The 22,748-nt window shown below is 37.3% G+C and carries 20 protein-coding genes; 9 read left to right on the top strand and 11 right to left on the bottom strand.

The features are described from left to right. Positions 1-4: 4 nt before the first annotated feature. Entirely contained in the window at positions 5-1,111 is a 1,107-nt protein-coding gene (pilM, locus tag FJR11_RS21515; protein ID WP_168507421.1) for a type IV pilus biogenesis protein PilM, read from the bottom strand. A gap of 208 nt (positions 1,112-1,319) precedes the next feature. Here pilM and FJR11_RS21510 point away from each other — a divergent pair, with 208 nt between their 5' ends. Continuing rightward, entirely contained in the window at positions 1,320-2,618 is a 1,299-nt protein-coding gene (locus FJR11_RS21510) for a sugar ABC transporter substrate-binding protein (protein WP_168507419.1), read from the top strand. A 210-nt stretch (positions 2,619-2,828) separates the two neighbouring features. Here FJR11_RS21510 and FJR11_RS21505 read toward each other — a convergent pair whose 3' ends face one another. The 3 genes from FJR11_RS21505 to FJR11_RS21495 form a co-directional block, all read right to left on the bottom strand. Further along, positions 2,829-4,103, bottom strand: a complete 1,275-nt coding sequence (locus tag FJR11_RS21505; RefSeq protein WP_168507417.1) for a folylpolyglutamate synthase/dihydrofolate synthase family protein — start codon at positions 4,101-4,103, stop codon at positions 2,829-2,831. A gap of 75 nt (positions 4,104-4,178) precedes the next feature. After that, positions 4,179-4,304 (bottom strand): photosystem II protein Y, encoded by a 126-nt coding sequence (locus tag FJR11_RS21500; protein ID WP_168507416.1) that lies wholly within the window; start codon positions 4,302-4,304, stop codon positions 4,179-4,181. 140 nt (positions 4,305-4,444) lie between these two features. After that, entirely contained in the window at positions 4,445-4,948 is a 504-nt protein-coding gene (locus FJR11_RS21495; protein ID WP_168507415.1) for a gamma carbonic anhydrase family protein, read from the bottom strand. A 239-nt stretch (positions 4,949-5,187) separates the two neighbouring features. Here FJR11_RS21495 and FJR11_RS21490 point away from each other — a divergent pair, with 239 nt between their 5' ends. The 5 genes from FJR11_RS21490 (at position 5,188) to map (ending at position 10,693) form a co-directional block, all read left to right on the top strand. Then, a complete protein-coding gene (locus FJR11_RS21490) occupies positions 5,188-5,703 on the top strand; it encodes a TIGR02652 family protein (protein ID WP_168507414.1) in 516 nt (171 codons plus the stop codon). Positions 5,704-5,783: 80 nt separating this feature from the next. Continuing rightward, positions 5,784-6,212 (top strand): VOC family protein, encoded by a 429-nt coding sequence (locus FJR11_RS21485; protein WP_168507413.1) that lies wholly within the window; start codon positions 5,784-5,786, stop codon positions 6,210-6,212. A 146-nt stretch (positions 6,213-6,358) separates the two neighbouring features. Continuing rightward, on the top strand, positions 6,359-9,190 hold the full coding sequence (locus FJR11_RS21480; RefSeq protein ID WP_168507412.1) for a pitrilysin family protein: 2,832 nt from the start codon (positions 6,359-6,361) through the stop codon (positions 9,188-9,190). Between the two features lie 89 nt (positions 9,191-9,279). Further along, on the top strand, positions 9,280-9,693 hold the full coding sequence (locus tag FJR11_RS21475) for a cupredoxin domain-containing protein (RefSeq protein WP_371417604.1): 414 nt from the start codon (positions 9,280-9,282) through the stop codon (positions 9,691-9,693). Between the two features lie 172 nt (positions 9,694-9,865). Next, a complete protein-coding gene (gene map / locus FJR11_RS21470; protein WP_168507441.1) occupies positions 9,866-10,693 on the top strand; it encodes a type I methionyl aminopeptidase in 828 nt (275 codons plus the stop codon). A 51-nt stretch (positions 10,694-10,744) separates the two neighbouring features. Here the strand turns inward: map and FJR11_RS21465 are convergent, their stop codons facing one another. From FJR11_RS21465 to FJR11_RS23945, 3 genes are all read right to left on the bottom strand, one after another. Next, complete coding sequence (locus FJR11_RS21465) at positions 10,745-11,305, bottom strand: peptidoglycan-binding protein (protein WP_254444817.1); 561 nt, start codon at positions 11,303-11,305, stop codon at positions 10,745-10,747. Positions 11,306-11,950: 645 nt separating this feature from the next. Next, positions 11,951-13,054, bottom strand: coding sequence for a calcium/proton exchanger (cax, locus tag FJR11_RS21460; RefSeq protein WP_168507410.1), 1,104 nt, complete (start codon positions 13,052-13,054; stop codon positions 11,951-11,953). Between the two features lie 73 nt (positions 13,055-13,127). Continuing rightward, positions 13,128-13,190 carry a hypothetical protein gene (locus tag FJR11_RS23945; RefSeq protein ID WP_371417603.1) on the bottom strand — a complete coding sequence of 21 codons (63 nt, stop codon included), beginning with the start codon at positions 13,188-13,190 and terminating at the stop codon, positions 13,128-13,130. A gap of 253 nt (positions 13,191-13,443) precedes the next feature. Between FJR11_RS23945 and FJR11_RS21455 the strand changes: the two genes are divergently transcribed. Further along, on the top strand, positions 13,444-16,095 hold the full coding sequence (locus tag FJR11_RS21455) for a DUF3536 domain-containing protein (RefSeq protein WP_168507409.1): 2,652 nt from the start codon (positions 13,444-13,446) through the stop codon (positions 16,093-16,095). 390 nt (positions 16,096-16,485) lie between these two features. On the opposite strand, the gene FJR11_RS21445 is transcribed toward FJR11_RS21455, so the two are convergent. Genes FJR11_RS21445 through FJR11_RS21430 form a run of 4 tightly spaced genes read right to left on the bottom strand, consistent with a single transcriptional unit; the run spans position 16,486 to position 20,192 of the window. Beyond that, complete coding sequence (locus tag FJR11_RS21445; RefSeq protein ID WP_168507407.1) at positions 16,486-17,643, bottom strand: GNAT family N-acetyltransferase; 1,158 nt, start codon at positions 17,641-17,643, stop codon at positions 16,486-16,488. Then, a complete protein-coding gene (locus FJR11_RS21440) occupies positions 17,640-18,968 on the bottom strand; it encodes a F390 synthetase-related protein (RefSeq protein WP_168507406.1) in 1,329 nt (442 codons plus the stop codon). The genes FJR11_RS21445 and FJR11_RS21440 overlap by 4 nt, the downstream gene beginning before the upstream one ends. A 31-nt stretch (positions 18,969-18,999) precedes the next feature. Next, positions 19,000-19,320, bottom strand: coding sequence for a low molecular weight protein tyrosine phosphatase family protein (locus tag FJR11_RS21435; RefSeq protein ID WP_168507405.1), 321 nt, complete (start codon positions 19,318-19,320; stop codon positions 19,000-19,002). Between the two features lie 29 nt (positions 19,321-19,349). Beyond that, positions 19,350-20,192 (bottom strand): MBL fold metallo-hydrolase, encoded by an 843-nt coding sequence (locus FJR11_RS21430; RefSeq protein ID WP_168507404.1) that lies wholly within the window; start codon positions 20,190-20,192, stop codon positions 19,350-19,352. Positions 20,193-20,426: 234 nt separating this feature from the next. On the opposite strand from FJR11_RS21430, the gene FJR11_RS21425 reads away from it, so the two are divergent. Together FJR11_RS21425 and FJR11_RS21420 are read left to right on the top strand one after the other, a co-directional pair. Continuing rightward, positions 20,427-21,560, top strand: a complete 1,134-nt coding sequence (locus tag FJR11_RS21425; protein ID WP_168507403.1) for a DUF262 domain-containing protein — start codon at positions 20,427-20,429, stop codon at positions 21,558-21,560. Further along, positions 21,557-22,651 carry a DUF3696 domain-containing protein gene (locus FJR11_RS21420; RefSeq protein ID WP_168507401.1) on the top strand — a complete coding sequence of 365 codons (1,095 nt, stop codon included), beginning with the start codon at positions 21,557-21,559 and terminating at the stop codon, positions 22,649-22,651. The genes FJR11_RS21425 and FJR11_RS21420 overlap by 4 nt, the downstream gene beginning before the upstream one ends. Positions 22,652-22,748: the final 97 nt, after the last annotated feature.

Raw genomic sequence — 22,748 nt, 5'->3', positions numbered from 1 at the left:
TTTATTACACCCCTCGCATTCCTAATCCTAGGATAATACCCAACCCAGGACGTTTAATTAAAGGATATTTTTCCGCATCTACCTCCAAAGACAAAGAAGCAATTGGATCTATTTGGGTAGTGGGTAAACTCAATCTTTGAGTAAAAAACTCATCAAGTTGTGGTAATCCTCCCCCTGGTCCGGCTAAAAGAATCTGCGCGACTTCCAGATTTTCACTTTGGTTAAGGTAAAAATCAATAGAACGCCGCAATTCATCAGCTAATTCCCCCAGAACTCTCAACATCGAAGCCATCCCCGGATTACTACCTGTCACCCCTGTATTAACTGAATCCGTTGGAGTTGTCGGAATAGTCATACTCTCCAACATATCCATATCCCGTGAGGTGGGTAGGTTCATAGCCCTTGATAGTGCTGTTTGCAGTTGATAAGTGCCAATCGGTACTGTTCGAGAAAATTGTGGCACACCATTGATAATGATGGCAATTTCCGTACTATCAAATTCAATATCAACTAACACCGCTGCTTCTTCTGGGCCAAATAGCCGCAACTGATCACGAACAGTGCGAATGAGGGCAAAACTGTTAATTTCTAAGATATCAACCGTTAATCCTGCCTGTTCAAAGGTATTCAAATAGCTTTGCGTGACATCTTTACGAGTAGCAACTAACAAAACTTGTACTTTTTCGATACCGTCTTCGTCTACAAAGTACCCAAGTTTCTGATAATCAACATCAGCTTCTTCACGGGGATAAGGCAAATATAGAGAAGCTTCATGGTTGAGTACCATCTCTCGTAACTCTTTTTCATCTAATTCAGATGGCACTGGAATTAAACGTACAATAGCGTCTCGTCCTGGTATACAAGTAGCAACATGGGTAGCTTTAGTTTTACTTGCAACAATTGCTTGCTGAATAATTTCCGCCATTCCTGGACAATCAGTAATTTGACCATCAGTAAATATACCTTCTGGTACTGGTACTGTTGTTAAAGATTCGATTTTTAAGCTTTGACGTTGTTTACGTAGTTGGACTACGTTTACCCGTTCCGGCGCTAGTTCAATACCAATACCTTTATTGGATTTATTAAAAAAGCTAGTGAAGGCTTTCACCACAGTTTTACCCGCTAGATTACTAAAGAAAAATAAAGGAGTCAGGAGTCAGGAGTCAGAAGGAAGAAGGAAGAAGGAAGAAGGAAAATTACACATTGTCAATTGTCAATTACCAATTACCAATTACCACAATTGATATATCCTATAGTCTCCACAATTCTCCATCTTCTTGTTACCCAGATTAATTCTAAAAATATTACCACCTACTACGATGATTCGATTGCAAAAATTTAAACAACTGGGTTGTTTGGCACTACTAGGCTTACTTACTAGCTGGATTGTTAGTTGGAGCACAAGTAATGTTAGTAATAATCCCAAACCTGCCGCTACTGGAGTTGCCACCATTGAGTTTTGGACTATGCAACTCCAACCGCAATTTACCAACTACTTTCAAAGTCTAATTACGACATTTGAATCACAAAACCCAAGTATCAAAGTTAAATGGGTAGATGTGCCTTGGGCAGGTATGGAGAACAAGATTTTAACAGCAGTGTCAGCAAAAATGCCACCAGATGTTGTTAACCTTAATCCCGACTTTGCTTCCCAATTAGCCGGCAAAAATGCTTGGTTAGATTTAGATGCCAAAGTTCCCAATCAAGTCCGTGCCTCTTATTTGCCAAATATTTGGCAAGCAAGTACCCTCAATGGTAAGAGTTTTGGGATTCCTTGGTATCTCACAACGCGACTAACTATTTATAACACCGATTTATTAAAACAAGCGGGTATTACAAAACCTCCTGCCACTTACGCAGAATTAGGGCAAGCCGCACAACAAATTAAAGACAAAACTGGTAAGTATGCTTTCTTTACTACTTTTGTCCCCCAAGACTCTGGTGAGGTGATGGAATCCTTGGTACAAATGGGTGTTAGCCTAGTTAATGCTGAAGGTAAGGCTGGTTTTAATACGGATAAAGGAAAAGCTGCTTTTCAATATTGGGTAGATTTGTATAAAAAAGGTTTGTTGCCGAAAGAATCTTTAACCCAAGGGCATCGGCATGGCATAGATTTATACCAATCGGGAGAAACGGCTTTTTTGGCTTCTGGTCCTGAATTTCTGAAAACCATTGCTAATAATTCCCCCAAAGTTGCCCAAGCTTCGGCAATTGCCCCGCAAATTACGGGTGATACTGGTAAGAAAAATGTTGCTATCATGAATATCGTGATTCCTCGTGATAGTAAATATCCTGATCAAGCTGTTAAATTTGCTTTGTTTGTTACTAATGACGAAAACCAATTAGCCTTTACTAAAGCTGCTAATGTTCTACCTTCAACAATTAAAGCATTATCTGATCCTTACTTTAAGGAAGTTCCCGCTAATGCTACTACTGTGGAAAAAGGGCGGGTGATGAGTGCGACACAATTACAACAGGCAGAAATATTAACCCCCACACTTAAAGATTCTAAACTTTTGCAAAAAACAATTTACGAAAATTTACAAGGGGCAATGTTAGGACAAAAAACTGTAGATAAAGCTGTGGAAGATGCCGCACAACAATGGGATAACCGGTAATTGTCTGATAGCGAAGCGTGGCGTAGCCATATCAGGATAACCAGGATTATAGGATTTACAGGATGATTTTTTTGTTTACGAAAAAATGAGAAATATATATTAAGTAATGATATGATTTTTTAAAATTCTGATGCCAACAGAAAAGTAATCAATAACATCCTGTTAATCCTCAAATCCTGGACATCCTGATTCTGACAAAAAAATCATAAATTACAATCCTGGACATCCTGATTCTGACAAAAATGCCAAAAAATGACCAATTAAATACAAAGAACCGCATAAAACGACTTGATTATCTGTAGTTGTAAAAGCAGCATCTAAGGCTGAAAATACATCTGGAGAAGTATTGCAAAATTTCAAATCTGGACAAATTGATGTTGCTAACTTAGCTAATTCTGCCAAATCTGCTGAATTGCTGTCGGGTACTGGGACTAAATATAATTTATCTCCTGGTTTGAGAAGTTCCTGAAAAATCTCACCATGATCTTTAGTAGCTAACATTCCCATTACCCAAGTGATATTTTTGGTGTTGAGAGTATCTACATAATTACGCAAAACTGTAGCTGAGGCTGGGTTGTGTGCGCCGTCAATGAGGAGTTTATGACTTTTCCAAGTTATCCATTGCATTCTCCCTGGCCACTTGGTTTTACCCATTCCTTGAATAATTGCTTCCTCGGAAATTTGCCAATTTTGTTTTTGCAATATTTCCAAAGCTGCTAATGCTAAAGCTGAATTATGTAATTGAATTTGTCCCTGTAATGTTAAGGGATATTTTATAAATTCAGAACTTTCTATTTTTTGATATTCTGCCCAATTTTGATTAATTTGACGAGATGGTTGCGGGGTAAAAATTGGGCATTGTAATTCTAGGATACGCGACTTCACAACTTCTTGAGCATCTACTGGTAATGAACCCACCACCGCAGGACATCCTGGTTTGATAATTCCCGCTTTTTCTCTGGCAATATGGGCTACAGTGGGGCCAAGTTGTTGCCAATGTTCTCGACTAATAGAAGTAAGGACTGTTACTAAAGGATTATCACAAACATTGGTGGCATCTAAACGCCCGCCTAATCCTACTTCAATGACGGCAATATCAACTTGTTGCTGGGCAAAATATAACCAAGCCGCAGCGGTAATTACTTCAAATTGGGTAGGTGATTCTTCCTCTGGGTTAATAGCTGCTTGAACTTGCAGTATTAATTCACACAGTTTATTACTATCAATTGGTTGTTCGTTAACACAGATTCTTTCTGTCCAATCAACCAAATGGGGAGAGGTGTAGCGTCCGGTTTTATAACCAGCCTCAGTAAGTACCGCAGACAGGTAAGCACAAACAGAACCTTTGCCGTTAGTCCCAGCGACATGAATAATTGGTACTTGGTGATGGGGATTTCCCAACTTTGCCAATAAATCGACAATGCGGGATAACCCCAAATTCACACCAAAATGCTGAAAAGATTGGAGCAGGGAATTTACATTCATGGGTAATTGGTAATTGGTAATTTTTCCCTTCTTCCCAGTCCCTTCTTCCCAGTCCCCAGTCCCCAGTCCCCCAAATTATGCTTCTCTGCTCAAAAAGTTTTGTACTTGTCTAAGAGCAGCAGCACCGATATTAAAAACAGCCCAACCCGCAGCGATGGCTACAGGTGCTAAAACAATTAATACACGATTATCAATGTCCATATCTAGAAGCCCTCTGTAAATTAAAAAATCTTAAGTTTTGTCAACAGTTCTCAACTTTTATTGTGATCTGAAGTGGGGAATTTTTTCAAGCTTATATGTAAAGTTTGATTAAAAGTCAGTTGTCAGTTGTTCGTTGTCAATTACCCATTAGCAGCATGAAGGAGGGCTAATTGGTAGTATTTTTCGGCGTGTTCTATGAGTTCGGTGATTTCTGTTTCTGAGAGTTGACGGACTACTTTACCGGGAACACCCATGACTAGAGAACCGGGAGGGACATTTTTAGTGACTACTGCACCTGCGCCGATAATGCTGCCTGTACCGACCCTTACGCCATTTAAGATGATAGCACCAATACCAATTAAACTACCACGTTCAATGTGAGCAGAATGGACTACAGCCCGATGGCCGACAGTGACATAATCTTCTAAGATTGTGGGTACGCCTGGATCACCATGGAGAATTGCTCCATCTTGGATATTTGTACATTCGCCAATTTCAATTCTTTCTACATCACCTCTAACCACAGATCCATACCAAACGCTGGCTCTGGCTGCTATGCTTACAGAACCAATGATTACAGCGTTGGCTGCCACAAAAGCAGCTTGAGAAAATTCAGCAGATTTCCAGTCACAAGAGATAGACACGATAGAATATGGATATGGTACCCAGGAACACTGGAGAAACTCCAACCTTTAGGGCTGGTTGCTAAACCAGAATATCACGGCGTTGGCCTTCTATGGTCAAGCAGTTGTGAAACTTGTTCTCAGGCACTATCTTCATTTTTATGTAGCAGTGAGCAAGTTGTCTAAAGTAGTGGAGCAGGAGTGTAAAGTTAAACCTACTGGTGCTGGCAAAAAAACAATACTATGTTTATACGCACTTCATGATAAATCCAGGCTTTCAGTACCCGATATTTGGCCCTGAAATACAGTGTCCTCACTGTCGCCAAACTATTTCGGCTTTAACATTGACGGATACTTATCTGTGTCCCCGTCATGGCGCATTTGAAGCTGAACCCAAAACTGGGGAGTTAGTCCATTTACAGTCTGGTCGTCACTGGCGCAGATGGGATGGTGAATGGTACCGTCAACATACTCATCCTGATGGGATTCGGTTTGAAATTCACGAAGCTTTAGACAAGCTTTATACTCAAGGTTATCGGGCTACAAGGATAATTGTTGCTAACCGTTATCAGGAGTTAATGAGTGGCTATTTGGAACGGAGTACACCCTGGCGTTCTGGACAAGGGGAAGTTGCTACGGGGGCGCGGTTATATGGCTTACCTGTAGAATTTAGCCCTGATTCAGCCACAGAACCTTGCTGGGAAGTGATTAACTTCGACTTGGATAAAGAACCTGGTGTGCCGGTGCGTTACCCATATTTTCGGTTGTTTGAGTAATAGTCAGTGGTCAGTGGTCAGTGGTCAGTGGTAAGAAAGAACTAACAACTGACAACTGACAACCAACAACTGACAAAATTATGCACCATGCTTCCATTAGAACAGCAAATATCCATCTAGCGATCGCTTTTTATGAGCAGCTAGGGTTTACGGTGGGCGATCGCTTCACCACCGGTTATACTCTAGCTTGCTGGATGGAAGGTTTAGGTGGGAGAATTGAACTCATCCAAATTCCCCAACCCAAACCAGCCCCAGATGCTTTTAATGATGAACATTATGTAGGCTATTATCATCTTGCTTTTGATGTGACTCAGATCACACCAGATTTACCCACTTGGTTGGAAAGTTTAAAAACACGGTTAGCTGCAATAGAAAATTTACCACCTCTGAAAATTCTTTTAGAACCTACACAGCAGCAAATTGGCGATAATATCTTAGAAGTCGCATTTATCGCTGATTTTGACGGTTTACCTCTGGAATTTATACGGTTTTTGAATAAATCGGCTTGAAATTACTATTCATGCCCTTTGGCTGATATAATCTTTTTCCTTTTCAGGTACATTTTTAGTTTCCATGAGGTGCAGAAACATTTGCCCAATTTTTCTAGTCAATCAATATATGTAACTTAAATTACATATATCTATTCGCCAAAGATATGCCTTTTTCTTCGCTCGCACAACGACATCGCTTTTCTTTAGTTATCTTGAGTATCTGGATCATAGCCGCTTTTGTGTTAAATCAAGATGCTGCTTTTAGTGGAGAAAGGGCGGATTTTTCCGTCCCTTCCCACAACTCCAACCCAGAAAAATCTCATGAAACACTAGTCGCTAAAGAAACACCAAATTTCGCTATTACAGCAAATGTTCGGAAAACAGTCCTTGATAATGGTTTAACTGTGATCACTAAGGAGGTTCATAATGCTCCTGTGGTGACAGTGCAGGTATGGTACAAATTTGGCTCAGGTCAGGAAGCATCTGGGGTAAATGGTATTGCCCATCAATTAGAACACATGATGTTTAAGGGTACTAGCAACCGTCCCATTCAGTTTGGACGATTACTTAGTGCTTTAGGCAGTGATTCTAATGCTTTTACCAGTTATGACCAAACCGCATATTACAATACTGCGGAACGGAATAAACTCACGGCTCTGTTGACGCTAGAAGCTGATAGAATGAAAAACTCGCTGATTGATCCTCAACAGTTAGCTAGTGAGAAGCGAGTGGTAATTTCTGAATTACAAGGTTATGAAAATAGCCCAGAATATCGTCTAAATCGCGCTGTGATGATGTCCACTTTTCCTGATCATCCCTATAGATTACCTATTGGGGGAACTAAGGCTGATGTGGAAAAATTCACAGTTGAGCAAGTACGAGAATATTATCAGAAATTCTATAGTCCTGACAATGCTGTTTTGGTAATTGCGGGAGATTTTAACACCACACCAACATTGAAAAAAGTCCAAGCTGTATTTGGTAAAATCCCTAAACGCCAATATTCACCCCATCATCTCATAACTCCATCATCTTCCCCTAAATCTGCACCGGCGATTAAATTACAAGAACCGGGGGGAAATCCATTACTACAACTAATTTACCCACTTCCCCAAATCAATCAACCAGATATCCCCGCTTTGGAAGTCATGGATTATATCTTGACTGCGGGTAAAAATTCTTACTTATATCAGGAATTAGTAGAATCGGGTTTAGCTAATAATGTTTCGGGCAATGTTGCTAGTTTACGTGGGGGTGGCTGGTATGAAATGTTGGTGACAGGTTCGGGAAATCAGGATTTAACTAAAATTGATGCAGCGGTAATGACGGCCTTAGCGAAACTTGCTAAAGTCGGTGTGACAGCGGAACAGGTAGAACGAGCAAAAACTCAATTAACAGCTTCAGTTATTTTAAATAACCGTGATATTACCAATCAAGCCATGCAATTGGGTAATGATCAAATCACGACGGATAATTACCAATATACAGAAAACCACTTAGTAAATATTCGGAAAGTCCAAGTTGCTGATGTGATTAATGTCATCAATAAATATCTACAACCAGCAGCCCGAAAAGTCGGATTTTTTGAACCTACTCAGCAAGCAGAAACTACCCGGAGTTCATCTTACTCACCGCAAACAGAAGATAATTTTGCTGTTGATGTGGCTGTAGTTCCAGCGGAAGTCAAGAAGTATTTACCACCTCTAGATATATTACCCAAAAGGCAAGAAAGACAAATCCCCCAACAGTTACAATTAGCTAATGGGTTACGCGTGTTACTGTTACCAGACAAAACTACACCAACAGTTACCTTAACCGGATATATCAAAGCGGGAACAGAATTTGAGGCAGATAATCAAGGAGGATTAGCGTCTTTAGTGGCAGCAAATCTGATGAATGGCACGAAAACCAAAGATATGCGGACTATTGCCCAAGGATTAGATGCAAAAGGCGCAAATTTGGACTTTGAAACTTATCGTGAAGGTGTGCGGATTAAAGGTAGTAGTTTAGCGGTGGATTTACCAGTTTTGCTGGGGACATTGACGGATGTAATCAGAAATAGTACATTCCCCGAAAAAGAGTTTGCACTTTCGCGTCAACAAGCTTTAACTTCCCTAGATTCAGATTTAGATGATCCTGATAAAGTTGCAAATCGCATCTTTGTGCAGTCCATTTATCCGAAAAAACATCCATTACATACCTTCCCAACTGCGGAAAGTATTGAACAAATTCAACGTCAAGATGTCATGGCTTTTAAAGCCCAACATTATCGTCCTGATACCACAGTTTTAGCAATTGTGGGCGATTTTGATGTTACCAAAGTGCGATCGCTCATTCAAGCAAAATTGGGAGATTGGCAAGTTAAGGGCAAACCACCAACGGTAAAATATCCCAATGTGGGAATGCCGAAAAATGTAATTAATGTTAATCCGGTTGTTCCTGGTAAACCCCAAGCGATTACTTACATGGGTTATACCGGAATTAATCGTCAAGATAGACGATTTTATGCGGCGATGATCTTGAATCAAATTCTCGGCGGTGATACCTTATCCAGTAGACTGGGGGCAGAAGTGCGCGATCGCCAAGGCTTAACCTACGGAATTTATAGCAATTTCATCACAGGTAAAAATGTTGGTACATTTCTGATTGAAATGCAAACCAGTCCAGAAGACGCACGCAAAGCAATTTCCAGTACCCGCAACCTCCTGAAACAAGTTCATCAACAAGGTGTGACAGCACAGGAAGTAGAAACAGCTAAACGCAATTTAATCAGCAATTATAATATTTCTTTGGCTAATCCTGAACAGTTAAGCCGCTTAATGGTAATGAATGAGGTTTATGGCTTAAATCAGGGAGAATTGCGCTCATTTATTAGTAAAATAGAGCAAGTCAACCTCAATCAAGTTAATCAAGCCGCCCGTGAGTTACTTCATCCTGATAAAATTGTTGTGGTTACAGCAGGGCCACAAATTCTGGCACATAAAAAGAGTAAATGAATGTGCTTCATGGATAATGGGAATAGGTGTGATTTACAATTATCCATTTAGCCATGAGTAACTTTTTGATTTGTTTATTCTCCCTGGTAATGAGTCTGCTAATCATGGGTGTATCTCCAGCAACAGCAGAAAATCTATCTAACAATCTCCTCAAACAACCACCAATAGAGATTACAGTTAGCTTGGGTAATGTTGCTAATGAATTAAAATTTGAGCCAAATCATTTAGAATTTACATCTGGTAAACGCTACAATCTCAAGTTAAATAATCCTAGCTCACAGAAACATTATTTTACCGCTAAAGACTTTGCTGATGCAATTTGGACTCAAAAAGTCGAAGCCGGAAATGTCGAAATTAAAGGGAATATTCACGAATTAGAACTTAAACCTGGTGCAGAAGCAGAATGGGTATTTGTCCCCATGAAACCAGGAAAATATGCTTTACGATGTACTATTGCTGGACACACAGAAGCAGGAATGAAGGGAGAGATTGTGATTAGGTGATAATTTTTCACTGTCAGAATCAGCATTGACAGGATTTGAGGATTGACAGGATGAATATCTATGTTTCTCTAAAGGCGCAAAATAAGTTAACTTAAATATAGATATTCTTAGCAATAAATCTCAACAACTTAACACTTAATCGGTAAAGCACCGCTAATTCCTAAACTTCATGATGAATATTTTCAGTAACTTGCTTTCTCAACCAGCCCAGCCAAAACCCGAAAAACGACAACGCCGAGGGATTGAAATCAAATCAACCCGTGAAATCGAAATTATGCGGCAATCAGCGAGGATTGTGGCAACTGTGCTCAAAGAAATTTCTGAGCTAGTTCAGCCCGGAATGACCACGGCTGATTTAGATGCTTTTGCCGAAAAACGTATCCGCGAAATGGATGCAACTCCTAGCTTTAAAGGATATCACGGTTTCCCGGCTTCTATTTGCTCTAGTATTAATAATGAAGTTGTCCATGGAATTCCTAGCCCTAAAAAGGTAATTCGGGCAGGAGATGTGTTAAAAGTTGATACCGGGGCTTATTATCAAGGTTTTCATGGTGATTCTTGTATTACTATAGCTGTGGGTAATGTGACAACTGAAGCCGCGAGACTGATTAAAATAGCCGAAGAATCTTTATATAAAGGGATTGAACAGGTAAAAGCTGGTGTCCATCTCACGGAGATTGCCGGTGCAATTGAAGACCATGTAAAAGCCAATGGGTTTGCAGTGGTGGAACAATTTACTGGTCATGGTGTGGGTAGAAATTTACACGAAGAACCAGCGGTTTTTAACTATCGGACTCGTGATATACCCAATGTAAAATTGCGTTCAGGAATGACTTTAGCAATTGAACCAATTTTAAATGCTGGTTCTAAAAATACCCGAATTTTAGCTGATAGATGGACTGCGGTAACAGTTGATAATGCTTTATCTGCTCAGTTTGAGCATACTGTATTAGTGACAGATAGTGGTTATGAAATTTTAACTGATAGAAATCATCTTTAACTATGATTCTTTTGATTTAGATGATTTATATGACAACTAACAACTGACCAATTACATTGTTAATTCCCACCAAGTTTTTTGACCAACCAGACCATCTGTTGATAGACTCCGACGATTTTGGAAGGCTTTGACAGCAGTTTCGGTAATTGGTCCAAAAACACCATCAACAGGTATTCCATAACCATTAGCAACTAAAAGTTTTTGTAAAACTCTCACAGATATACCTGAACTACCAAAACTAATCAAAGGCATCGGTTTGTTTTGGGTTGTGCGATATCCTGCTGATGCTTGAATACCTTTTTTATTTTTTATAGGGATATTCCCTGCATCAGCTAATTCAAAAGAACTGCTGGATATCTGTTTTTCTACCATTTGCTTAAAGATTTGGTGTCGTCGGAATGAGAGAATTGAGAGATTAGTTGGGGAAGTTTCATTTATGTGGATAAATTCTGGTGGTGTAATTTGAGTATAAGCAACTAACTTATTTGATTGATGATTTGTTAACTGCACACCATTTTCTAGGTGAAACAAGGTTTGGGTTAATGGGAAATGGGGTATAGTTAGTGGTTTTGGATTAAATATACCCATCATCAGCAGTCCGATTTCATTCATTGTCTTTTATAGTTGTATTTATTTATAAAATGGGCAATAGCAAAAGAAAAGAAAAGAAAAGAAAAGAAAAGAAAAGAAAAGAAGAACAAATGTAAACTGGTAATGAGTTTTTTTGAAAAATCAAATATAATTCCTATATATAAATTACTATAATCAAGTAGGAAAAAATAATCTGGTTTATATGAAATTTAAAAAGGAATCTTCAAGATCCATTCACAGCAGATTTTAGGTAAATAAAGGACAACATACACCGCTTTGCGCTATTAACTATAAAGAGGTTGTAACTTCTAACTCTTATTTCTTTCTTTCTTATTTCTTATTTCTTATTTCTTCCTGACTCCTGACTCCTGACTCCTGACTCCTGACTCCTGACTCGGTGACTCGGTGACTCCTACTCCTTTAGAAAAATTGATGTATCATAAATCTATAGGTTGATATCAAAAGAATGATCTGATTTGAGACTATAAGAATTATTAATTTTATTCATCTATCTTAAGGGAGTTCAAATTAGTAAAAAAATATTTATAGGTTGGTAGAGTATAAAAAAAATTCCCAATTTATGAGATCGGGAATATTAAACCTTTAATAAATTTGTGGCAGTATTTGCCAATAGGTCAAGAAAGATATCAGCAAGATGGGATATAATTAACCCATGCCATTGGCAACTGGATGGAAGTAGAAGGCAAAACCCAAAACAGTATAGGCAGCTAGGAGTAATGTCCCTTCTAACCAATTAGATTTACCATCAGAACTAATGCTATTAGCAATTAAAACTGATACAGCCACAGCGACTAATTCAAAGGGGTTAAAATCTAAATCCATTGGTTGTCCAACTACCCAGCCAGCAATTACTAAAACTGGGGCAACAAATAGGGCAATTTGCATACTTGAACCCACAGCGACAGACATAGCCAAATCCATTTTGTTCTTCATGGCTACGGTGACTGCGGTAGCGTGTTCAGCAGCGTTACCGATAATGGGGACTAAAATTACCCCGGTAAATAGGGCGCTTAAACCGAGTTTGGATGTAGCGACTTCTAAAGAACCAACTAGCAATTCTGACTCAAAGGCGACTAACAGGGTACAAACTAAAAGGACACCACTCCACAACCAAAGATTTGGTTTTTCATGGGAGACTTCTTCTGCTTCTTCCGACTCTTCTATCTCTGCAACACCAACTTCATACAAATAGGCATGAGTTTTCATGGAAAATAGCAGTGTTAAGCCGTAAACGAGAATTAAGACGACAGCCACAGCGAGGGAGAGACTCTGCACGGTTTTTTCGCTAATACCTACGGAGGTATAGTTCATTGCTGTTGGTAACAAAATCGCAATTACCGCCAAGTTCATGGAGGAAGCATTTACCCGTGCTACAACTGATTCAAATGTTTGTTCTTTGTAACGAATTCCCCCCAATAGCATGGATAAACCCATGACTAGGAGTAGGTTACTGATAATTGATCCAGTAATACTGGCTTTAACAACATCAATTAAGCCAGCATTCAGGGCAACTAAGGCAATAATCAATTCTGTCGCATTGCCAAAAGTCGCGTTTAAAAATCCGCCTATTCCTGGTCCGACGACGACGGCAATTTCTTCCGTAGCTGTACCCATCCAAGCCGCTAGGGGGAGTATAGCTAATGCAGCGGTGATGAAAACTATCAAGTCTCCCCATTCTAAAAAGTGGGCTGCTAGAGATATGGGTATAAACAACAGTAGAACGCTGAAAATAATGTTCTTGATTGACATTTTTACCTTTAGTTCAGGGGATATCTGCACAAGGACTAAAAAATTATGTGCATTTTAATACCTATCATATCTGTCAAGGATGGTGATTGGTAATTGGTGATTGGTAATTGGTGATTGGTAATTGGTAATTGGTAATTGGTGATTGGTAATTGGTGATTGGTAATTGGTAATTGGTAATTGGTAATTGGTAATTGGTAATTGGTAATTGGGGTTGGAGATTATTTTTCCTCCTGACTCCTGACTCCTGACTCCTGACTCCTGACTTCTATTAAAATTTAGTTTTGTTTCACAGGTGTTATTTATAACTGATTTTATGAGAAAACAATTGGAGAAATGTAGATATAGTAAGAATATTCTGCAAAATTGCACATTTATTTGGATAAAAATATATGACTTCGACTGCGGAAATACCCAGTAGTTCTGGCTCAATATTACCATTAGATCAAGAGGCTAAATCCAGTCCTGAACATGATCCCCTGAAAACTGCACAGGGTGTTTATGTCACGGTTCATGGTCATTTTTATCAACCTCCTAGAGAAAATCCTTATCTTGATGCAATTGAACGTCAACCCAGTGCTAGTCCTTTTCATGACTGGAATGAGCGTATTCATTGGGAGTGTTACCGTCCTAATGCCTTTGCTAGAGTCTTCAATGACCGAGGCGAAGTTGTGAAGATTGTGAATAATTATGAATACATGAGCTTTAACATTGGGCCAACGCTGATGTCGTGGTTAGAACGCTACGATGGGTCCGTTTATCAGCGAATTTTGGAGGCTGATGCTAAAAGCTGCGAACGTTTAAATGGTCATGGAAATGCGATCGCTCAAGTCTATAATCACATTATCCTCCCCCTAGCCAATGAACGGGATAAACATACACAAATTCGCTGGGGTAAGGAAGATTTCCGTTCTCGCTTTGGCCGTGATCCTGAAGGAATGTGGTTGGCAGAAACAGCCGTAGATTATGCCACCTTAGAAGCATTGGTAGCAGAAGGGATTAAGTTTATTATTTTAGCCCCTTCTCAAGCCCAGCGTTGTCGTCCTTTCCCCACAAAGGATCATCCTGATAGTGAATGGCATGAGGTGGGGGGTAATCAGATTGATCCCACTCGTCCTTACCGCTGTTACTTAGATAGCGATGAGTCTGCAAATAAATCAACTGCCTATATTGATATCTTTTTCTATGATGGTCCGATTTCGCGGGATATGGGTTTTAGTGATGTTGTCTACAATTCCCATCATTTTGCGGGACGCATTGGGGCAGCTATTCGCGGGGATCATCGTCAGTCCCAATTAATTTCTGTAGCTACAGATGGGGAAACCTTTGGACATCACAAAAAAGGCACAGAAAAGACTTTAGCCTATGCTTTTATTGGTGAGTTTCCCCGTCATGGTTGGACTGTCACCAATTTTGCCCATTATTTGAGTTTAAATCCTCCCTCTTGGGAAGTAAAAATCAAGTCTGTGACGGCTTGGAGTTGCGCTCATGGTGTGGATAGATGGCAAGATGATTGTGGTTGTGGTGGTGAAGGGGGCGTGTGGCATCAAAAATGGCGGCGGCCGTTACGGAATGCTTTAAATTGGCTGCGGGATCAGTTAATTGATGTTTATGAAGAATATGGTAGTGCATTATTTCGTGATCCTTGGCAAGCGCGGGACGAATATGTTCATATTTTGGTAGATCGCACTCCCGCTAATATTAACCGGTTTCTATCCCGCCATCAAACTCGCAAACTTCAAGCGGCTGAACAGGTAGAAGCTTTACGCTTGTTAGAAATGCAGCGTCATTCTTTGCTGATGTTCACCAGTTGCGGCTGGTTTTTTGAAGAAATTTCCCGCCCGGAGGGAACACAAATTTTGCGCTATGCCTCCCGTGCTTTAGAATTAGCCGGAGATGTGGCAGGTGTGCAGTTAGAACAGGGCTTTATTAAACGCCTGGGTTTAGCTCCTAGTAATGTGGAAGAGTTTAAACATGGGGCTGAGATATATCATCAATTGGTGCTAACTGCCCAAATTGGCTTTAAACAAGTTGCTGCCCATTACGCCATTACTTCCCTATTTAATCATCACAAAAATACTGTTCCTGAACAAGAGACAGATAAACACCCCTCTACTCACTACCAGGGTATTTATTGTTACACTGTTAATGAATTGGACTACCATAAGCAGAGCATGGGTCCCTTAACTATGTCCGTGGGGCATTTGCAGCTAGTGTCAGATATTACCTGGGAAAGTGAAAATTTAATCTTTGCTGTCTTGCATTTGGCTGGCTGGGATTTTCATTGCTGTATTCAACAGTTTGAAGGACGGCGTAACTACAGTCAAATTAAAGAAAAGCTGTTTACAGCCTTGCAGCAGGCTAGTATCGCTCATGTGATTTTAGTGATGACTCAACTGTTTGGCGATGAAGCCTTTAGTTTACAGACTTTATTTGCGGAAGAACGTCACCGCATTATGAGGTTGTTAAGTCAGGAAACACTGGCACGTTTAGACCAGTTATATACTCAAGCCTATCGTGATAATTACGGTGTAATTATGGCCTTTCATCGGGATGAGTTGCAAGTACCACGAGAATTGCAGGTAGCAGCGGAAATTGCTTTGGGGCATCGTTGTTTAACAACATTAAAATCCCTAGAACAAGATATTAGTGAACTGCAATTAAGCTGGAATCATATTGTAGAATTAGAAGCGATCTCCACTGAAGCCAAACATCTGCGTTGTCAATTAAACATCCCCGATGGTAATCACATTCTAGAACAATTGATAGTCCAGTTATTATGGCAATTACTCTATGATGCCAATAGTAAAATAGATGCAGATATCCAACGGTTAGAACGATTAATTGATGTTGGTCATAAATTACATCTTGGCATTAATTTAAACCATTCCCAAGAACTTTACTGGAGTTGTTTACACAGTCAAATATTGCCACGAATTACCAGTATTGACAGTGAAGCAGAAACTATTGAATGTCGTCAATTACTGAAATTAGGACAAAAATTAGCTGTTGATGTCAGTCCTTATCTAGCTAAATTGACTTAAATTTGTAGGGTGGGCAATGCCCACCCTAATCTTAAATCTTACAATTTAATCTTGGGAAGGTTCACAATAGTAGGGATACAGCCACTGACATTTAAAAAGTCCATGAGTATGTTTTTCTAAAAAAGATCCTGCATGGTAATTCTGTAAAATATTAATACCGGCTTTTGTCTTTACCTCATAAAGCCAAGGAAAAGATGCTATCAAAACAGTTATAACACCTAAGAAATACAAAGAAAAAGTTAGAGATTTAGGGAATTTACGGGACTGAACATGGGGTTGTTTAGGCATAGAAATGATCAATTCGGATTCCATCCTAGCCTAAAAATTAAATTCGGGATTAAAGCAAATTTAAATAATTTGACATTTTCTGTGTTTTTTTAGTGAAGAGTGTTAAAGTTTGTATTTCTTAATTAATGGTACAGCAATTTTATTGACTAATAATCCTAATAACCGCCATACTAATTGACGAGAAAAAGATAAATGTTGATCAAAAACAGCACTATATTCAATATTATCAATAAATCCTCTCAACCGTTTAAAGGAAGCAGCACCAGAACTTTGATGTAATATAATTCCCCGTTTTGTGGCTTCAATAGTTAATTGCGCTGATAGCATTCGATATAAACCAACTGCTTGAGGCAAACTGGTATCATATCCTAAAAGCGGAGTTGTCATGACTCCATTGATTTCATAAAAACCAATCACCCCATCAATTTTTCCAGCTTTTCGCAAAGCTTGAATTTGCAGAGTTTTGTTTTTTAGTGCTAATGCTAAGAAATTTTCATTGAATTGAGGATTATTGTAGGAATACTTTTCTAAATATAAAGCATTATATAATTCTACAAGTCTTTTGACTTCTGTTACACAAATTTGATCACCATTAATTACTTCATAACCTTGTTTTTCAATTAGGTTAAAATCTTGCTTTAAACGCCATCTCATTTTGGTTCGCATTGCTGATGTATCTTTAGGGTTAAAAAGGTAAATTTGCCGACTAGCAATCATTTGATAATTATTATATTGAAAAGCCTTAAATAAATCATCATTGATAAAAGTATTAATTGAACGAAAAATAATAGTATGAGTTGGGAAACGTTCTTTTAAATAAGAGGTAATATCCGCAATTTGATTTTTAGATAAATCAGGATATAAATTAGTTGAAAATAACCAGTTATTGACAATGACAACTTGATTAATTTTCCCGAAATTCAAAACTATGCCCATTAAATTTAATAAGATTTTCAGAACTTTCTCAAGTAGCGGATTTTTTAATATATATAGTTCTTCCTTGGAGTAGGTAATATAGTGCGAATAGGGAGAACAAACATAGGAGTTTTCTAATTCTTTATGATTGACTGTAATTGGTAAAACAAGATCATCAATAGTTATTGCCAAAAGTTGGCTATTGACATTATTAATAAATTGAGAAGAACCCGCTTTCATTAACGGTAGCCAGTAATTTTTTGCCAATATTGCTACTTCCGAATTAGTCCAAGGAAGACTATCAATATTTGTAATATCGTAAAGATTAACTTGATTTGTGATCATTTTAAATCTGGTGTAAAGTCTCGTTGAATACGTCTGAGTTTTTGATGGTGTTCCGTTCTTATTTTATATTCTTGGTAATGAATATGCGGAATTTGACAATATGATTGCTCAAATAAATCTATCAAAGATTTATCAACTTTATCCTTTATTAATCCCTGTAATTCTGTGGTTACTTTTAAAGAAATTTCCATCAAATTAGGACTTTTTTGCACTGCTCGATATTCCTGAATATCTTCCGAAGCCATCATAATTGCTCGACGGATAAAATCAGGAAATACAGGAATTAATCTTTCTCCTGTTTGATTTGGCAACCAAAATATATCATCTCTTCGTCCCTCAATACTCTCCAATGCTGTCAAAACTGAACCACAGGGGCAAGGGGTTTGACGTTCTGTTAAAATATCATCAAGACGGTAACGAATAATCGGTTGAGTTGTGCGGTTAAAATCTGTGATTATGGGCATAAATTTACCCGCATTTTCATCAAGATAATCTTTTTGAATCACTAAAATATCTTCATTAAGATGCAAAGTTCCATGTTCACAGGTACTCGCTAAAAACCCTTCTGTACATTGATAGAGTTGATGAATTTTTTGTCCAAAACAGTTACGAATATATATTTCATCTAAAGGATCTAATACTTCCGCAACAGAAATAATTTTAATTGGTGTAATGTTTAAATCACCTCTCAATTGAGCATCAGCTAACAGCCGCAACATGGAAGGAGGTGCTACTAAAATAGTTGGTGCAATCTGGTTTAAACGCTCAATATGACTGGTAACAGAACTGAATAAATCGAAATACTCAAATTGAATCCGTTGTCCTTTAACTGTTTCGTAAAGATTGCTATTTGCTCTCAGAAAAAATGCAATTATTTGGGGAGTAAGAATAAACTGAGGTAAGGTTTTAGCTAAAATAGTCCCTGCCCATGTTTGTTGTTCTTTTTTACTAACTATAAATAACCCTCTATTGCCACTAGTTCCCGAAGAAAGTCCAACGGTGTAACCATCAAGAGTTGAGCTAAAATTGCGGGTTTTTTCGGCTGTTATTGCCAGTGTAAACGCCTCTGTTTTTTTGATTCCTACTGTATTTAACTGGTCGAAATTAGCCATCATGACTGATTTATCAATGATCGAAAAATGTTGCCATTCCTGAATATTTAGACCGTGATAATACTCTCGATAAAATTGAGATTTGGGGAGAATAATTTTGAGGAAATTACAAACTTTTCGATGTTGCCATGATAACAGTTCCTCACGGCTATTGAATCGTCTCGCATACTTTGTTAATAGATAATTCCACAGAATAGTTGAGATACCTGGCATAATATTGAAAATTTAGCTTTAATAATGTTGTTTAACAAAAAGGAAGAACTTTCTTCTTTAATAATTCTACCAACTCAGGTTGCATATAGTCATAATCATCAGGAATATCTAAGCAAATTACTTTCTTATTTTTGAGGTAAGGTTTAAATTTTTGAGAAAGTTTATGTAGATGTTGTTTTTCCATCACAAAAATCAAATCTGCCCACTGAATCACTTCAATAGATAAAGGAATTTCTGCACTTCTATTTAGTCCTGCTGATTCTGTTTCTAATCCTTCATATTCAGAAAATACTACTTCCGCAGTAGGACTGCGTAATCGGTTTTGACTACAGATAAATAATAATTTCTTCATGCAATTTTTTGAAGTTGTATTATGAATAGTTAAAGATAGTTTTTTTCTAGTTCTTGCCAAGTTTTTAAACAATGAGTAGGAATTATTTTCAGTTCTGGATTCAATTTGTGTAATTGATGAATTTTAGAAAGTGTATCCACATATTCTTGCTTATTAGCAAATATCAAATTAGTAATAGGATGAGGTTTTATAAACTCCTGATAAGCACGACTTAGCCAACAAGCATCAGCAATGAGAAAATAATTATGATGATCAGCATCAATGAAAAACAAACCTAATTGACCTGTGGCATGACCTGGTAATTCAACAGCGATAAGGCTACCATCTCCTAATAAGTCAAAACCAGTGGTAAAGGGAGCATATTTAGGAAGTAATGATACTGTTTGTTTATCCTCTACAAATATGACCCGTTGTTCAAAATCTGAAGGTAGCAAACCTGATAAAAAACCCGCTTTAAGGGCGTTAATTCCTCGGCGATATTTAACAGCTTGATATGCGGAATTAAAACAGATAAATTGAGCATTAGGAAAGTCTTTTAAACCTCCAATATGATCGGCATGAAAGTGAGAAATAATAATATATTTAACGGCTTCTGGTTCAATTCCTGCTTTTTGTAATTGATAAACGGCACTATCTTCTGGTTGAAAATATACAGGAGTTGTGAAGGCATAAAGACGAAAGGGGAAAGAACTTGTTTCTTGAAAAAAGCGGTCTGAATAGCCGGTATCAAATAAAATAGCACCTATTTGGGGGTGTGAAATTAGGGCAAAGAGAGAGGGGAAATTAGTGGTTTTCCAGCGTCCATCTTGCACGACTATGGCTTCAGGATGGGTACAATATCCAGCTTGGAAAAAGGTGACTTTAAGTGGCATATAATTGATTTTACTTAAGTTTATGTGTGAGTATGTGTTAACTTATTCCTCAGATGTACCGCTATAGTTCATTCTCATCTCCGACTTAATCATAACCTGAAAGATTGGGGTTGAGCTAAGTTAGTTAGACAGGAAATAAAAGTTTAATTGATTTAGATTATAATAGAAAGGAATACCGACACGATCATTTTTTTCATACTTAAAATAAGTTAATCAAAATTCAAAGTATATACTATGACGGAAGCAAGCAATTTAGAACCAAATAATATTAATTCAGAATATGAAGAAGATATAGATATTGAAGAGGAAGAAGAAGAACCAACGCTTTCTCAAGGATTTGATCCGACTTGCATTAGTATGGGAACTAATATCATGACCGTACAGCAAATTCTGGACAGATTAAATAATCATCGCATGATCGCACCTGAATTTCAACGAAAAGAAGGTATTTGGACTAAAACTGCAAAAAGTCGGTTAATTGAATCTCTTTTAGTGCAAATTCCTTTACCTGCTTTTTATATTGATGCAACTAATGATGATCAATGGTTAGTCATAGATGGAATACAAAGAATAACAACATTTAAGGAATTTGTCACTGATCAAAGTTTTACTCTGGATGGATTAGATTTTTTCACTGATTTACATGGTAAAAATTATCAAGAACTGACACCTCGGTGGAAAAGAAGAATTAAAGAAACAAAATTAACAGTATATTTAATTTTAAGAGGAACATCATCTGAGATTAGTTTTAATATATTTAAACGGATTAATCAAGGAGGAACTGCACTTTCTGCTCAGGAAATGCGCTATGCTAAAAACTCTCAAAATAAAATCACAACCTTATTAAAAGAACTTTCTGAATCTCCAGAATTTAAAAAAACAACAGATAAGGGAATTAAAGATAAAAGGATGATTGACCAAGAATGTATTTTAAAAGTTTTATCTTTAATGACGAGTAATATAGATAACCTGGATTTTAAAGATTATGATTATTTTTTAGATAAAAAAATGACCGAAATGAATCAAATGGATGATTCTGAAATAGAGGAAATCAAACAAAGATTTTTGTTAATTATGAATCTTGCTCATGATTTATTTGAGGAACAAGCATTTAGGAAGCCAAGAGAGAAACCAAGATATCCTATTAATAAAGCACTACTGGAAGCATGGTCAATTAACCTGGCTAAATTAAATGATCAGGAAATCAATATTCTTAAACAAAGAAAAGAAGATTTACGTAAAGTTTTATTAAAAGATCAAAAAGATGGTAAATTTGATAGTATTTTATATAAAAGTGCTGGAGATGCTAACATCGTCAAAGAGCGATTTAAGCATATTCAAGGAATTATTCAAAGTATATTGTCATGATTAAAAAATTACATTTAAAAAACTTCAAAGCATTTGCAGATGAAAATTTTGATTTTAAACCTCTTACCTTAATTTCTGGTTTAAATAGTACAGGTAAATCTTCTGTAATTCAACCATTGATTTTATTACGCTATGCTTATATAACAGATTATTTACCTAGTAATGGACTAAAACTTGATAATCAAATAGCTTATATAGGTACTGCTGAAGATGTTCTATATGAAAATGCCGAAGAAGAAGAATTAATTAGCTTCGGAATTGTTTGGGAAAATGGTCAGCGAACAAACTGGAGTTTTGATTATGATTCTCCTAGTAGTAATGTGCTACGGATTGCATTAATAGGTAATGATTCTACAATTAATCAATTTAATTTATTTAATGATGATTTTCACTATTTAGGTGCTGAAAGAATTACACCAGAGGAATCTTATCCTTTGTCTGAAAATGATGTTGTTAAACATAGACAAATAGGTAAAAAAGGAGAATATACAGCACATTTTTTACATGAATTTGGTAATCAAGATATTCCCATTAGTGAATTAAGTCATCCTCGCAGTAAATCTCAAAGTTTAAAAGATCAAGTTGATGCTTGGATGGGAGAAATTAGTCCTAATATTAATATTAATGTAAGACAAGTTGCCAACGCAATGACAATAAAATATTCTTTTGGAGTTAGTAAAGAATATTCTCCTTTTAATGTAGGTTTTGGTGTCACTTATTCTTTACCTATTTTAACAGCAATTCTTTCCTCTAAACCAGGAACAATGATAATTATTGAAAATCCTGAATCTCATCTTCACCCTCAAGGACAATCTAAATTAGGTCAATTATTAGCTTTAGCGGCAAATCATGGTATTCAAGTAATTATTGAAAGTCACAGTGAAAATCTTTTAAATGGTATCAGAATCGCTGTTAAGAGAAATAAACTTTCTTATAATAATGTACAATTATATTATTTTGAAAGAAATGAAAATATGCAACAAGAAATAATTAATATCTTCATACCAAAAATACATGATGATGGTAATTTTAGTTCATTACCTGATGGATTTTTTGATGAATTTTACAAAACAGAGATGGAGTTAATATAAGATGCAATTTTTAATTAATGAACTATCTATTATTGGACAATATGATGATAAACATTCTGCTGAAGCTAAAATGGAAATTGTTAAAGATATTATAACC

The sequence above is a fragment of the Anabaena sp. UHCC 0187 genome, from assembly GCF_009712035.1.
Classification (GTDB): domain Bacteria; phylum Cyanobacteriota; class Cyanobacteriia; order Cyanobacteriales; family Nostocaceae; genus Dolichospermum.
Note: the sequence above shows the minus strand (reverse complement) of the source record. Positions and strands in the feature narration are given on the sequence as shown.